Here is a 13,268-nt window from a genome sequence, read left to right as displayed (position 1 = left end):
ACCCCGCGGACCACGCCTGATCTCACCCCGATCACCCCCGACCGCGGCCGATCACGCCGGACCGCTCCCGCCGGGCTCGGTGGTGTCCAGGTCGCGCAGGGTCTCCCGCAGGGCGGCGGCCTCCGGGTGGGAGGCCTCCTCCAGGAGGACGAGCGCCGCCCGGAATGCGCCGATCGCCGCGTCCCGGTCGCCGGCGGCGAGCCGGGAGTCGGCGATGTGGCGCAGGGTGTCGGCCTCCAGATAGTGGTCGTCGACCTCCCGGTACAGCGCCAGCGCGTGTTCGAAGCGTTGGACGGCGGCCTCGTACTGGCCGAGCTGGTGGTGGGCGTAGCCGACACTGTCCTGTGCCGCGGCCTCGCCGACCGGGTCGCCGATCTCCTGGTGCAGGGCGACGGCCTTCTCGCAGTGCTCCAGCGCCTTGTCGTGCTCACCGAGCAGGATGTACGTCCATCCGACCTCGTTCAGGACGATGGCCTCGCTGCTCGGGTCGCCCTCGGCCAGGTACAGCTCGCGGGCGTGCGCGTAGTGGTCCAGCGAGACGGTGAACCGGCCCTCACCGTTGGCCTGGTAGGCGAGGCAGCGCCGGGTGCGTGCCTCGCCGAACGCGTCGCCCTCGGCCCGGAACAGCTCCAGCGCGCGGCCGAGGTCCCGCCGTGCCTCGGCGGAGTGCGCGAACCGGGTGTGGAAGAACCCCAGACCGCGCAGGGCGTGCGCCTCGCCGACCCGGTCGCCGACGGCCCGGGCGGCCCGGAGCGCGGCACTGTTGATCTCCATCAGGTCGTGCCAGAAGCCGAGCCGGTCGAAGTACAGGTCGAGGCCGACGGCGGTGCGCCAGGCGTGGTCCTCGTAGCCGTGGGCGGCGGCGTGCTCGACGACCGCGCGCAGGACGTGCCGTTCCGTGCGCAGCCACTGCATGGCCTTCTTCCGACCGGTGAACCGCACCGCGCCGCCGTCCGTTGTGCTCGAGGGCAGGGGGAGGGTCTCACGGAGCGGGCTGATGATCGCGGAGGCGTGGTGGGTGGTGTGCAGATAGTGGTCGTGCATGCGGCGCAGCGCCGCGCCGCGCCGCTCCTCTGTGTCCTCGGTGTCGGCCAGTTCGCGGGCGTAGGCGCGCAGCAGGTCGTGGAAGGCGAAGCGGCCGGGCGCGTGTTCACCGAGCAGGCTGGCCCCGGTGAGCTCGGCCAGCAGCGCGCGGACCGGGCGCGGGGGCACGGCGGCCAGGGCGGCGGCCGCGGCCGTGCTGATGTCGGGGCCCGGGTGGAGGGACAGCCGGCGGAAGAGTTCCGCGGCGGGGGACGGCAGCGCGTGGTACGACCACGAGAAGACGGCGCGGGCGTCCGTGTGGGCGTCGCCGCCGGTGAACGCGTCCAGGCTTCCGTGGGTCTCGCGGAGTTCCCCGACGATGTCCGCGAGCCGGAAGCCGGGGTGGTGGGCGGCCCGCGCCGCGACGATGGCGAGGGCCAGCGGCAGCCGGGCGCACAGCCCGACGATGGCGTCGGCGGCCTCCGGTTCGGTGTCCACCCGCGCGGCGCCGATGCGCCGGGTGAGCATCGCGCGGGCCTCGCCGGTGGTCAGCGGGCCCAGGGTCAGCGGGTGGGCGCCGTGGCCGGCCACCAGCCCGGTCAGCCGGCTGCGGCTGGTGACGACGACGAGACAGCCCGGTGTGCCGGGCAGCAGCGGTCGTACCTGCCCGCTGTCACGGGCGTTGTCCAGCACGATCAGGACGCGTCGGCGGGCGAGGACGCTGCGGTAGAGGGCGGCCTGAGCGTCGAGTCCTTCGGGGACGGCCTGCGGGGCCACCCCGAGGGCGACGAGGAACGTCTCCAGCGCCTCGGAGGGTTCCATGACGGAGCCGCCCTGGTCATATCCGCGCAGGTTCACATAGAGGCTGCCGTCGGGGAAACGGTGGGCGACCCGGTGCGCCCAGTGCACGGCCAGGGCGGTCTTGCCGGCCCCGGCCATGCCGTTGATGAGGCCGATGACGGCCTTGTCCGGATGATCCTCGGCGGGCAACAGTGCATCCACCTGGCCGAGTTCGGTGTCACGGCCGGTGAACAGGGGGAGGTCGGCCGGGAGTTGGGAGGGGTGTACGTCGCCCGTGGCCCGCATCGGCTCGTCCCGGTCGGGGTCGTCCGCCGGCTCGGTGCCCTGGCCGTCCTCGGTGTCCGTGCCGCCGGTGTCCGCCGCCGGTACCGGGACCGGCGGCGGCGACAGGTCGGCGTCCCCGGCCAGCAGCCGTGCTTGCGCGGCCCGCAGGGAAGGGCCCGGTTCGATGCCGAGTTCGTCGACGAGCGTGCGGCGGGTGCTCGCGTAGACCTCCAGGGCCTCGGCCTGCCGTCCGCAGCGGTACAGGGCCACCAGCAGCAGTTCGCACAGGGCCTCGCGCAGCGGCTGCGCGGCGCGCAGTGTCACCAGTTCGGGCAACACGGCTTCGTGGCGGCCGAGTTCGAGCTCGACACGGAGCCGGTACTCAAGGGCGGTCAGGCGCCGCTCGGCCAGGCGCGCCCGTTCGGTCTCCGCGAACGGCCCGGGGACGCCGGCCAGGGGGGCGCCGTGCCAGCCGGCGAGCGTGGTGCTCAGCAGCCGGGCAGCCCCACGGCTGTCGCCTTTGGCGCGGCTTCGCTCGGCTTGGGCCAGGCTTTCCTCGAACTCGCCGAGATCGCTGGTGATCTCCTCGGTCCGCAGCGCGTATCCGTCACCGATGGACACCACGAGCCGGGGCGGGGCGCCCGGGCTCCGTTCGGACTCCAGCAGCTTGCGCAGTCGCGACACGTAGGTGCGCAGTACGGGGACGGCGCCGGCCGGCGGGGCGTGCCCCCAGATGCCGTCGACGAGTTCTGCGACACCGACCGCCCGCCCGCGGCGCAGGAGCAGCATCGCGAGCACGGCCCGTTGCTGCGGCGAGCCGAGTGCCAGTTCCGTCTCGCCCCGCCAGGCACGCAGTGGGCCCAGCAAGGAGAAACGGAGAACTTCCGCACCATCGGTAACCTTCACGACACCAGAGAGTAGCGAGGGCCGTTACGAACACTCTGTCGATTTGGCCAATTTCATATCCTCGTGTCGTGTACGCGGCGGGTCGGCAGGTCGCCCGCACCGGATCCCGGGAAGCGCCGGGCCTCAGCCGCGCTTTCCGAGGGTCTCCAGCGCCTCGTCCGTGAGCCGGTACACCGTCCACTCGTCCTGCGGGCGCGCGCCCAGCGACTCGTAGAAGTCGATCGAGGGCCGGTTCCAGTTCAGGACGGACCACTCCAGACGCTGGTAGCCGCGCTCCCGGCAGATCCGCGCGAGCTCGGTGAGCAGCGCCTTGCCGTGACCGGCGCCGCGCGCCGTCGGGCGTACGTACAGGTCCTCCAGGTAGATGCCGTGGACGCCGCGCCAGGTCGAGAAGTTCAGGAACCACAGCGAGAAGCCGACCGGCTCACCCGTGACGTCGTCCTCCGCGATGTGCGCGTACGCGGCCGGATTCTGCCCGAACAGGGCCTCGCGCAGCTGCTCCGGCGTCGCCCGCGCCTCCTCCAGGGCTTTCTCGTACTCGGCGAGTTCACGGACCAGGGCATGGATGACGGGGATGTCGTCGGGGGTCGCGGTACGGATCATGGGCCGAGACTAAGGGCTGTCCCGTAATCCCCGGCGGGCGCACGACGACAGCTACGGCACCTCGCCGCGTTGTCGGATCGCCCGAATACGCCCAGTATGAGGACGACCCTCCGCCTTGCGATGCACCGCATCTGACGCCGCGCGCTGATCCACCGGGGATTACGGGACAGCCCTTAGCTCCGCAACCCGTCCGGCTCATCCGGAATGTCGATCACATAAGGGACACTGCTGGCATGGGTGAATCGGACCATGCGCATTGACCGGGTCCTCCACAGGCTGTGGATGTACGTGCGCGGTGCGCCGGGCACGTACGTCTGGCTGACCATTCTCTTCATCACGACGGTGGCCTTGCACCACATGTCTCCGGATTTCGAAGAGGACTTCCTGCGGCAGCGCTCGACGAACATCCACGAGCTGTCGAACAATCCGGTGCGGGTGCTGTTCGCGAGCGCGATGTGGATCGACGGCGGGCACTGGGTGCCGTACGCCGTGCTCTACACCGTCTTCCAGGCGCCGGCCGAACGCTGGCTCGGAACGGCCCGCTGGCTCGCGGTCAACGCGGCCGCGCATGTCCTGTCGACGCTGGTCAGCGAGGGTGCGCTGCTCTGGGCGATCAAACACGGCGTGGCACCGCATTCCGCGGTCGACACCCTCGACGTCGGGGTGAGCTACGCCCTGGCGGGGGTGGTCGGCGTGCTGACCTACCGGATCGCGACGCCCTGGCGGTACCCGTATCTGGTGATCGTTCTGGCGGTGTACGGGATTCCCTTCATGACCGCGCGGACCCTCACCGATCTCGGGCATTTCACCTCCGTGCTGATCGGTCTCGCCTGTTATCCGCTGACCAGAGGGCGCGGAAAGGCATGGAATCCGAAGGAGACAGTGCACGCTCTGCGGGGTTAGCGTCCGCTCATGAGCAGCTCGGAGAGCAAGGCAGTGAACGGCGGCATCTCCTTCTGGTACGCGGACGACGGCCTCCCCGCCCCCCGGGAACCGCTGCCCGGCGACGCGTCCGCCGACGTCGTCGTGGTCGGCGGCGGCTACACGGGACTGTGGACCGCGTACTACCTGAAGAAGGCGGCCCCCTTCCTGCGCGTCACCGTCCTGGAGCAGAAGTTCTGCGGCTACGGCGCCTCGGGGCGCAACGGCGGCTGGCTCTACAACGGCATCGCGGGCCGCGACCGGTACGCGAAGCTGCACGGCCAGGAGGCGGCCGTACGCCTTCAGCAGGCCATGAACGCCACCGTGGACGAGGTCGTCAAGGTGGCCGCCGAAGAGGGCATCGAGGCCGACATCCACCAGGGCGGCGTTCTCGAAGTGGCGTACACGCCCGCCCAGTTGGCCCGGCTCAAGGCCTTCCACGCGCACGAGCTGTCGTACGGCGAGACGGACCGCGAACTGTACGGAGCGAAGGAGACCGCCGAGCGGATCCGGGTCGCGGACGCGGTGGGCTCGGCCTGGACCCCGCACGGGGCCCGGCTGCACCCGGTGAAGCTGGTCAAGGGCCTCGCCGCGGCCGTCGAGGCACTCGGTGTCACCATCCACGAGCAGACGCCGGTGACCGAGATCCGCCCGCAGCACGCGGTGACGCCGTACGGCACCGTCCGCGCCCCCTACATCCTGCGCTGCACCGAGGGCTTCACCGCGAACCTCAAGGGCCAGAAGCGGACCTGGCTGCCGATGAACTCCTCGATGATCGCGACGGAGCCGCTGACCGCCGGCCAGTGGGCGGAGATCGGCTGGGAGGGCCGCGAGACGCTCGGCGACATGGCCCACGCGTACATGTACGCCCAGCGCACCGCCGACGACCGCATCGCGCTCGGCGGCCGCGGTGTCCCGTACCGCTTCGGCTCGCGCACCGACAACGACGGCCGAACCCAGCAGGCGACCATCGACGCCCTGTACGAGATCCTCGTCCGCTTCTTCCCGTCGCTGACCGGCGTGCGGGTGGCCCACGCATGGTCGGGCGTCCTCGGCGTGCCGCGCGACTGGTGCGCCACGGTCACCCTGGACCGCTCGACGGGCCTCGGCTGGGCCGGCGGCTACGTCGGCTCCGGCGTGGCCACCACCAGCCTGGCCGCTCGCACCCTGCGCGACCTCGTGCGGCAGGACTCCGGCCAGGCGGGCGCGACCGACCTGACCACCCTGCCCTGGGTGAACCACAAGGTCCGAAAGTGGGAACCGGAGCCCTTCCGCTGGATCGGCGTCCACGGCATGTACGCGACCTACCGCACGGCCGACCGCCGCGAACTGACCACCCACAGCCCGGAGTCGTCCCGGCTGGCCCAGCTCGCGGACCGGGTGTCGGGGCGCCACTGACCGGGCGGCCCGGCGGAGTCGTCAGCCCACGGACTCCGGGACCGCCGCGCTCGACGCCGCTTGCTTCGGGGCCTTGGCCGTGACCATGAGGCCCGCGACCAGGCCGGCCAGCAGCAGGATGCCGGTGGCCCACCAGAGGGCCACGGTGTAGCCGTGGACGACGCCCTCCCGGACGATCAGCGCCTTCTGGGCGGGATTGTGGAGATGGGCGGCGATGTACGCCGTGCTGGTCGTGGTGGCGATGGTGTTCAGCAGCGCCGTACCGATCGAACCGCCCACCTGCTGTGAGGTGTTGACCGTGGCGGAGGTCACGCCCGCGTCCTGCGGGGCGACCCCGGCGGTCGCGGTGGCGAAGACCGGCATGAAGGTCAGGCCCATGCCGAGCCCCATCAGGAGCAGACCGGGCAGCAGTTGGCCCACGTAGTCGGAGTCGACGGTGAGCTGCGTGAAGATCACCATGCCGCCTGCGGCGAGGATCGTGCCCGGGACCATCAGCCTGCGCGGTGCCACATGGGGCAGCAGCCGCGCCGAGATCTGCGTCGAACCGATGATGATGGCGACGGTCAGCGGCAGGAACGCGAGACCGGTCTTCACGGGCGAGTACCCGAGGATGACCTGGAGGTAGTAGGTCATGAACAGGAACATGCCGAACAGGGCGATGACGGCGAGCCCCATCGTCAGGAAGCAGCCCGCGCGGTTGCGGTCCTTGACGATGTGCAGCGGCAGAAGCGGGCTCGGCGCCCTGTTCTGCCACCACACGAACGCGACCAGCAGCGCGACTCCGCCCGCGATGAGGCCCAGCACCAACGGGTCCGTCCAGCCGCGCGAATTTGCCTCGCTGACCCCGTAGACGATCGCCACCAGTCCGCCGCAGCCCAGCACCGCGCCGGGCACGTCGAGGTGGACGTTCTTGAAGCCCGGCCGGTCGCGCAGCAGCCCGAACGCGCCGATGACCGTAATGACCGCGATGGGGATGTTGACGTACAGGCACCAGCGCCAGTTCAGGTATTCCGTCAGCAGGCCGCCGACGATGAAGCCGATCGCCGCACCCGAGCCCGCCAGCGCTCCGTAGACACCGAAGGCCTTACCGCGTTCCCTCGGATCGGTGAAGGTCGTTGTCAGCAGGGACAGCGCGGAGGGCGCGAGCAGGGCGGCGAAGGCACCCTGGAGGGCACGGGCGCCGAAGAGCATGCCGGACGAGGTGGCCGCGCCGCCGATCCCGGACGCGACGGCGAAGCCGATCAGCCCGATGACGAACGTGCGTTTGCGGCCGACGAGGTCGGCGATCCGGCCGCCGAGCAGCAGCAGCCCGCCGAAGGCCAGCGTGTACGCCGTGATGACCCACTGCCGGTTGCCGTCGGACATGCCGAGGTCGTGCTGCGCGGAAGGAAGCGCGATGTTCACGATGGTCGCGTCCAGCACCACCATCAGCTGGGCGAGCGCGATGATCACCAGCGCCCACCAGCGGTGGGGGTCGGGACCCACGGGCGCCTCTGGTTCACCTGTCCGGGTGACACTCATTCGCCCAGAAGACCATGAAACATGATGAGTCGCATCTTTGGACGACATCGCCTCGCGGGACGCGTTCCACGGGCTCGCGGTCATGGTTCCAGCACCACCTTTCCGATCGTTGCCCTGTCCTCCAGGGCTCGGTGCGCCGAGGCCGCCTCGGCGAGGGGGAAGCGGGTGACGGCCGGGGTGAGGCGTCCGGCCGCGGCCTCGGCCAGGGCCCGCAGTTCCAGGGTTCGTACGGGGTCGGGTCCGCCGGCCTTCCGCATCATCACGGGGCCGAGCACCTGCTCGGACACCCCTTCCACGAGGTACGGGGAGCCGCCGCGGATGCCCTCGCCGGACCAGCCGAAGACGATGTGCCGGCCGCCGGGGCCGAGCAGTCCGATGGCTTCCCGGGCGACATCGCCGCCGACGCCGTCGAGCACGACGGTCGCCGCCCGGCCGCCGAGGTGCGCGCGGACCTTCTCCGGCCAGCCGGGGTCGGTGTAGTCGACGGCCGGATCGGCGCCGTTCGCGCGGGCCCGCGCCACCTTCTCCGGGCCGCCCGCGAGGCCGACCACGGTCGCGCCCGCGTGGTGCGCGTACTGCACGAGGAGCGTGCCGATGCCACCCGCGGCCGCGGGTACGACGACCACCGAGGAGGGGCCGAACTCGGCGAACTGCACGATCCCCATGGCCGTACGGCCCGTTCCGACCATGGCGACGGCCTGCGCGAAGTCGAGGTTCGCGGGAATGTCGTGGAGGCGCTCGACGTCCGTGACGGCCAGCTCGGCGTAGCCGCCGGGGGCGAAGCCGAGGTGGGCGACGACGCGTCTGCCGAGCCAGAGTCCGGCGACGCCCTCGCCGAGGGACTCGACGGTTCCGGCGACCTCGCGGCCGGGGACGGTCGGCAGGGTGGGCGCGGGAGCCGGGCCGCCCCGCATGCCCGCGCGCAGGGCGGTGTCCAGGAGGTGGACGCCGGCGGCGGCCACGGCGATACGGACCTGTCCTGGCCCCGGCTCGGGGTCCTCGGTCCGCTCGTGGACGAGATTCTCGGCGGGACCGAAGGCGTGCAGGCGGATCGCGTACATCGGGAACTCCTCAAAATCTGCGAGATCTGCGAGATCTGCGAGATCTGCGAGATCTCTGACGTCTGCGAGATCTGCGAGATCTGCGAGATCTCTGACGTCTGCGAGATCTGCGAGATCTGCGAGATCTGCGAGATCTGCGAGATCTACGAGGCCCGCAAGGCCCGTGAGGCCCCGCAGGTCCGTGAGGCCCGTGAGGGCACCTCGCGAGGTCGGTGGAGTAACCACTTTTCAACCTCAAGCTCGCTTGAGGTCAAGGCGCTCCCGGATGCGCAGGGCCAGCGCCACGGCCTCCATCGCGCTGTTGAAGGACACCTCCGAGAGCACTCCGGGGGCGGCGACCTGGTCGCCCACGAGATAGACGCCGTCACCGCGGTCGATGCGCGGGCGGTCCCGCCAGCTCGTGCCGGGCAGGTCGACCGCGCCCGTACGGCCGTTCGCGACGCTCGCGCGCCGCCAGGTGACCCGCTCGCGCCAGCCCTCGAAGGCGAGGTCGAGCAGCTGCTCGGCGCGGGCCACGCCGTGCGCCCCGGTCTCGCCCGGGGCGATCGGGATCTGCCCCTGGAGGAGCTGCTCCCCGGCCGGGGCGAGGGTGCGGTCCCGGGCGGTGAACCGTTCGATCCAGCCCGGCGCGTCCAGGTCGGAGACGGCGAACGCGTCGCCGCGGCGGCTCCGCAACGCCAGGTCGACGAGGGCGGTACGGCCGCTCGTCCAGGTCAGCGACGCGTCCTTGAGGAGGCGGCGGGCGGCGTCGAGCGAGGTGGCGACGATGACCGGGCCCCGGTCCGCGGGGACGGCGTCCACCCGGGCCAGCGTCTCCATCCGTACGCCGAGGTTCCAGGCCCGCCCCGCCATCCGGTCGATGACGTTCGCCCAGCCGCCCCGGGGGCAGTTCGCCTCCGTCGGCAGTTTCATGGCCCGCCGCAGCCGCTCCTGCACGAACGCCGCTGACAGCGAACCGGGATCGTGGTGGAAGAGGGCGACGGCGGAGTAGTGGGCGGCGGCCCGCGCGCCCTCCGCGCCGGCCTGCCCGGTCGCCCAGGTCATGAAGTCGACGTCCGCGGGAGCCTGCTGGCAGGAGCGGCGCAGCAGCTTGAGCATCGCGAAGGGCGGGGTGCGGCGCAGCGCCCCCTTGTGACGCAGCCGCAGCCGGGCGGCCTCCAGGGGCGGGATCGGGGCGAGCGCCCCGATCAGGTCCCGCTGTTTGAGCCAGGTCCAGTGCGGCCCGGCGCTGTAGAGGGCGTGCGGACCCTCGTTCGTCCGGTACGGCCCCTCGGCGGTCCGGGCCCGCCCGCCGAGGGTGTGGTGCGCTTCGTACACGGTGACCTTTGCGCCCGCCTCGGCGGCGGTGATGGCGGCGGTGAGTCCGGCGAAGCCGCCGCCGATGACGGTGATGCGATGCATGGCTGGAGGTCTCCTCTGCTCGGGGTCGATCTCAGGGTCGATCTCGGGGGCCGATGCTCGGCGTCCGGTGGTGCTCCGACAGCAGGCCTTCCTGTGCGTACGACGGGTCGAGGGCCCGGAATGTGACATGCGGGGAGTTCTCGCAGGTCGGCGCGGATTGTCAGTGGGTGCGGGCAGGATGGGGGCATGGCGAGGAGAGCGGCGGGCGGGCGCGGCGGGACGGGTGCGAAGGCGCCGGGGACGGGACCGAAGGCGGCACGGCGGCCGGAGGTGCGGCTGCCGGTGCTGGAGCCGCACGACGGCGCGGAGCTGGAGCCGGACGGCGACTACGACGGGCTGGAGTTCCGGGACGCGGACTTCGCCGGACAGGACGGCGGGGGAGCCCGCTTCATGGACTGCGCCCTGACGGGCTGCGCGCTGGACGAGACGCGGCTGCACCACGCGCGCGTGCTGGACTCGGTCCTGACGGGCATACGGGGTGTGGGCACCGATCTCGCCGAGTCGACGCTTCGTGACGTCGAGGTGATCGACGCCCGCCTCGGCGGAGTGCAGCTGCACGGCTCCGTCCTGGAGCGGGTGGTCGTGCGCGGCGGGAAGATCGACTATCTGAATCTGCGCAAGGCGAGACTCAAGGACGTCGTGTTCGAGGGCTGTGTCCTGGTCGAGCCGGACTTCGGGGGCGCCCGCCTGGAGCGGGTGGAGTTCGTGGACTGCGTACTGAAGGGGGCGGACCTCACCGAGGCCACCCTCGTGGACGTGGACCTGCGCGCGGCGGCGGAGCTGGACATCGCGCGGGGCGTGGACCGGCTCGCGGGAGCGGTCATCAGCACGGCCCAGCTCCTGGACCTGGCACCGGTGCTGGCGGCGGCGCTGGGGGTCCGGGTGGACGGCGGCGCGGAGGAGGTCTGAGACCTTCCTCGGCAGTCCCCGGGATTCCCGGGGAACGTCGGCGTGGGCTGGAAGGCCGGGTTCGGACGGGGACTAGGAGACGCGGGGGAAGCGGGCCTGCAGAGTCCAGATCGCCGGGTTCTCGGCGAGGTCGTCGTGCAGGTCGGTGAGGTCCGCGAGCAGGTCGTGCAGGAAGTCACGGGCCTCGCGGCGGAGCTCGGTGTGGGAGAAGGTCAGCGGCTCCTCGTCGCGATGCATCCAGTCGGCCTCGACGTCCACCCAGCCGAAGCGGCGCTCGAAGAGCATGCGGTCGGTCGACTCCGTGAAGTCCAGTTCCGCCTGCTGGGGGCGGGAGGCCCGGCTGCCGAGCGGGTCGCGGTCGAGCTGCTCCACGATGTCGCACAGTGCCCACGCGAAGTCGAGCACCGGCACCCATCCCCAGCCCGTGGACACCTCTCGGTCCGCCTTGGTGTCGGCGAGGTAGACGTCGCCGCAGAACAGGTCGTGCCGCAGCGCGTGGACGTCCGCGCGGCGGTAGTCGGTCTGCGGGGGGTCGGGGAAGCGGTTGGAGAGGGCGTAGCCGATGTCGAGCACGTAGGTGATGGTGTCACGCCGGGCGTACCGCTTCCCGCCCGTCGGTTTCCGGCCGCCCTCGGGTAGCGGGCCCGGGGGTCGGGGCTGTTCTGGGGGTGGGGCCGGAGGGCTGGTTCAGCACTGTTCCTGGGGATGGGGCCTGAGTGTTCAGGGCCGTTCTGGAGCAGCGGGGCGGGGTCCGGAGCCGACCGGGGACGCGGGGGCGGGGGCGTCCGCCGAGCCGGTGCCACCGGGGCGGCGTTTTCCGGCCGGCTTCGGGGGAGTGCGGCCGGTGGGGACGACTTGCCCCGCCCGCGGGGGGAGTGGCGGCCTAGGATCGCGGATGTGCCCCGATCTTCCGTCACCGTCCCCTTTGCCCTGGCCCTCACGCTCGTCGCCGGCCTCACCGCCTGCGGCGGGGACGACGTGCACGGAAAGCCCGGCGCGGCCGGTGTCGGCGACCCGTACTTCCCGAAGATGGGCAATGGCGGGTACGACGTCACGCACTACGGACTCACCCTCTCCTACGACCCCCGGGCCAGGCGGCTGACGGGGACGGCCGACATCACCGCGCGGGCCCTGACGGACCTCAGCGCCTTCCGTCTCGACCTGCTGGGACTGCACGTCTCCGACATCACCGTCGAGGGCCGGAGCGCCGGCTGGAGCCGGGCGGGCCAGGAGCTGACCGTGCGCCCGCACGACGACCTCGACAAGGGGGAGACGTTCAGTACGACGGTCCGCTACTCCGGCACCCCCGAGACGATCACCGACCCCGACACCTCCAAGGAGGGCTGGCTGCGCACGGCCGACGGCGCCCTCGCCCTCGGGGAGCCCACGGGGTCGATGGCCTGGTTCCCCGGCAACCACCACCCCTTCAACAAGGCGGCGTACGACGTCAGGATCACCGTCCCGGAGGGTCTCCAGGCCGTCTCCAACGGTGAGCTGAGGAGCGAGACGACCGCGAAGGGCCGTACGACGTACGCCTGGCACACGGCCGAACCCATGGCGAGCTATGTGGCGACGCTCGCGATCGGCAGATACGACATCACCCGCTCCACGACGAAGAAGGGGCTGCCGGTCTACGTGGCGGTGGACCCGACCCAGACGCAGGCCAGCAGGAAGGTGCTCGGGGGGATCCCCGAGATCATGGACTGGGAGGAGTACAACTTCGGCCCGTACCCCTTCTCCTCCACCGGGGCGATCGTGGACCGCGCCGACGACGCGGGCTACGCCCTGGAGACCCAGACGCGCCCCGTCTTCCCAGGCGCCCCCGACACCAAGACCCTGGTCCACGAACTGGCCCACCAGTGGTTCGGCGACTCGGTCACCCCGAAGTCCTGGCGGGACATGTGGCTCAACGAGGGGTTCGCCACCTACGCGGAGTGGCTGTGGCAGGAGGACCACGGCGGCGACACGGCCGACGAGATCTTCAACTCCCTCTACAAGGGCGACTATTACGAACCGGTCGACAGCAAGGAGATCTGGGCCTTCCCGCCCGCCGACCCGCCCGGCGCCGCGCAGATCTCCGACCCGCCCGTCTACTACCGCGGCGCGATGGTCCTGCACAAGATTCGCCGACTGGTGGGCGACGACACCTTCTACGACATCATCCAGGGCTGGGCCGCCACCCGTCGCCACGCGAACGCGGACACGGCCGACTTCACCGCGTACGTCGAGAAGAGCGCGCCGGACAAGGACTTCAGCGGAATCTGGAAGACCTGGCTGTACGGAAAGGGCAAGCCGGCCCATCCGTGAGCCGCCGGGCACCGTGCGGGGCGCAGCTGCCGGCATCACGGAGCACGGTCTCCGGGTGCCGCGACCGGTTCGGTTGCCGGGTGTCGAGGGCATCGCGGGTGGGGCGGGTGGGGCGGCCTCACGAGAAGAGCCCCCGGCCGAAGTCCGGGGGCT

The 13,268-nt window shown here is 71.7% G+C and carries 10 protein-coding genes; 4 read left to right on the top strand and 6 right to left on the bottom strand.

The genetic code is table 11. The annotated features are described in order from the left end of the window. Nucleotides 1-51: 51 nt before the first annotated feature. Nucleotides 52-2,994, bottom strand: coding sequence for a BTAD domain-containing putative transcriptional regulator (locus ACFYR3_RS26915; RefSeq protein WP_355841267.1), 2,943 nt, complete (start codon nucleotides 2,992-2,994; stop codon nucleotides 52-54). Between the two features lie 123 nt (nucleotides 2,995-3,117). Further along, on the bottom strand, nucleotides 3,118-3,597 hold the full coding sequence (locus tag ACFYR3_RS26910; protein ID WP_355841269.1) for a GNAT family N-acetyltransferase: 480 nt from the start codon (nucleotides 3,595-3,597) through the stop codon (nucleotides 3,118-3,120). Nucleotides 3,598-3,846: 249 nt separating this feature from the next. On the opposite strand from ACFYR3_RS26910, the gene ACFYR3_RS26905 reads away from it, so the two are divergent. Both ACFYR3_RS26905 and ACFYR3_RS26900 read left to right on the top strand, forming a co-directional pair. Continuing rightward, on the top strand, nucleotides 3,847-4,500 hold the full coding sequence (locus tag ACFYR3_RS26905; RefSeq protein ID WP_355841271.1) for a rhomboid-like protein: 654 nt from the start codon (nucleotides 3,847-3,849) through the stop codon (nucleotides 4,498-4,500). A gap of 9 nt (nucleotides 4,501-4,509) precedes the next feature. Further along, a complete protein-coding gene (locus tag ACFYR3_RS26900) occupies nucleotides 4,510-5,916 on the top strand; it encodes an NAD(P)/FAD-dependent oxidoreductase (RefSeq protein WP_389284885.1) in 1,407 nt (468 codons plus the stop codon). Between the two features lie 21 nt (nucleotides 5,917-5,937). Here the strand turns inward: ACFYR3_RS26900 and ACFYR3_RS26895 are convergent, their stop codons facing one another. The 3 genes from ACFYR3_RS26895 to ACFYR3_RS26885 form a co-directional block, all read right to left on the bottom strand. Next, nucleotides 5,938-7,437: an MFS transporter gene (locus ACFYR3_RS26895; RefSeq protein WP_355841275.1), complete on the bottom strand. Its 1,500-nt coding sequence runs from the start codon at nucleotides 7,435-7,437 to the stop codon at nucleotides 5,938-5,940. Nucleotides 7,438-7,517: 80 nt separating this feature from the next. Next, nucleotides 7,518-8,498 (bottom strand): zinc-binding dehydrogenase, encoded by a 981-nt coding sequence (locus ACFYR3_RS26890; RefSeq protein WP_389284884.1) that lies wholly within the window; start codon nucleotides 8,496-8,498, stop codon nucleotides 7,518-7,520. A gap of 234 nt (nucleotides 8,499-8,732) precedes the next feature. Further along, entirely contained in the window at nucleotides 8,733-9,899 is a 1,167-nt protein-coding gene (locus ACFYR3_RS26885) for an NAD(P)-binding protein (protein WP_355841279.1), read from the bottom strand. 186 nt (nucleotides 9,900-10,085) lie between these two features. Between ACFYR3_RS26885 and ACFYR3_RS26880 the strand changes: the two genes are divergently transcribed. Continuing rightward, nucleotides 10,086-10,808, top strand: a complete 723-nt coding sequence (locus ACFYR3_RS26880; RefSeq protein ID WP_355841281.1) for a pentapeptide repeat-containing protein — start codon at nucleotides 10,086-10,088, stop codon at nucleotides 10,806-10,808. Nucleotides 10,809-10,880: 72 nt separating this feature from the next. Here ACFYR3_RS26880 and ACFYR3_RS26875 read toward each other — a convergent pair whose 3' ends face one another. Beyond that, nucleotides 10,881-11,381, bottom strand: coding sequence for a hypothetical protein (locus ACFYR3_RS26875; RefSeq protein ID WP_355841283.1), 501 nt, complete (start codon nucleotides 11,379-11,381; stop codon nucleotides 10,881-10,883). A gap of 324 nt (nucleotides 11,382-11,705) precedes the next feature. Here ACFYR3_RS26875 and ACFYR3_RS26870 point away from each other — a divergent pair, with 324 nt between their 5' ends. After that, nucleotides 11,706-13,115, top strand: a complete 1,410-nt coding sequence (locus ACFYR3_RS26870) for a M1 family metallopeptidase (protein WP_389284883.1) — start codon at nucleotides 11,706-11,708, stop codon at nucleotides 13,113-13,115. Nucleotides 13,116-13,268 lie beyond the last annotated feature (153 nt).

Origin of the sequence: Streptomyces sp. NPDC005784 (assembly GCF_042871525.1) — a bacterium.
GTDB lineage: Bacteria > Actinomycetota > Actinomycetes > Streptomycetales > Streptomycetaceae > Streptomyces.
The sequence above is the reverse complement of the archived record's forward strand: the minus strand, read 5'-3'. Positions and strand labels throughout refer to the sequence as shown.

What these genes read in the sequence shown, in the direction of transcription:
- ACFYR3_RS26910 (WP_355841269.1), bottom strand. Translation starts at nt 3,597, where the DNA reads ATGATCCGTACCGCGACCCCCGACGACATCCCCGTCATCCATGCCCTG.
- ACFYR3_RS26900 (WP_389284885.1), top strand. Translation starts at nt 4,510, where the DNA reads ATGAGCAGCTCGGAGAGCAAGGCAGTGAACGGCGGCATCTCCTTCTGG.
- ACFYR3_RS26885 (WP_355841279.1), bottom strand. Translation starts at nt 9,899, where the DNA reads ATGCATCGCATCACCGTCATCGGCGGCGGCTTCGCCGGACTCACCGCC.
- ACFYR3_RS26895 (WP_355841275.1), bottom strand. Translation starts at nt 7,437, where the DNA reads ATGAGTGTCACCCGGACAGGTGAACCAGAGGCGCCCGTGGGTCCCGAC.
- ACFYR3_RS26880 (WP_355841281.1), top strand. Translation starts at nt 10,086, where the DNA reads ATGGCGAGGAGAGCGGCGGGCGGGCGCGGCGGGACGGGTGCGAAGGCG.
- ACFYR3_RS26905 (WP_355841271.1), top strand. Translation starts at nt 3,847, where the DNA reads ATGCGCATTGACCGGGTCCTCCACAGGCTGTGGATGTACGTGCGCGGT.
- ACFYR3_RS26890 (WP_389284884.1), bottom strand. Translation starts at nt 8,498, where the DNA reads ATGTACGCGATCCGCCTGCACGCCTTCGGTCCCGCCGAGAATCTCGTC.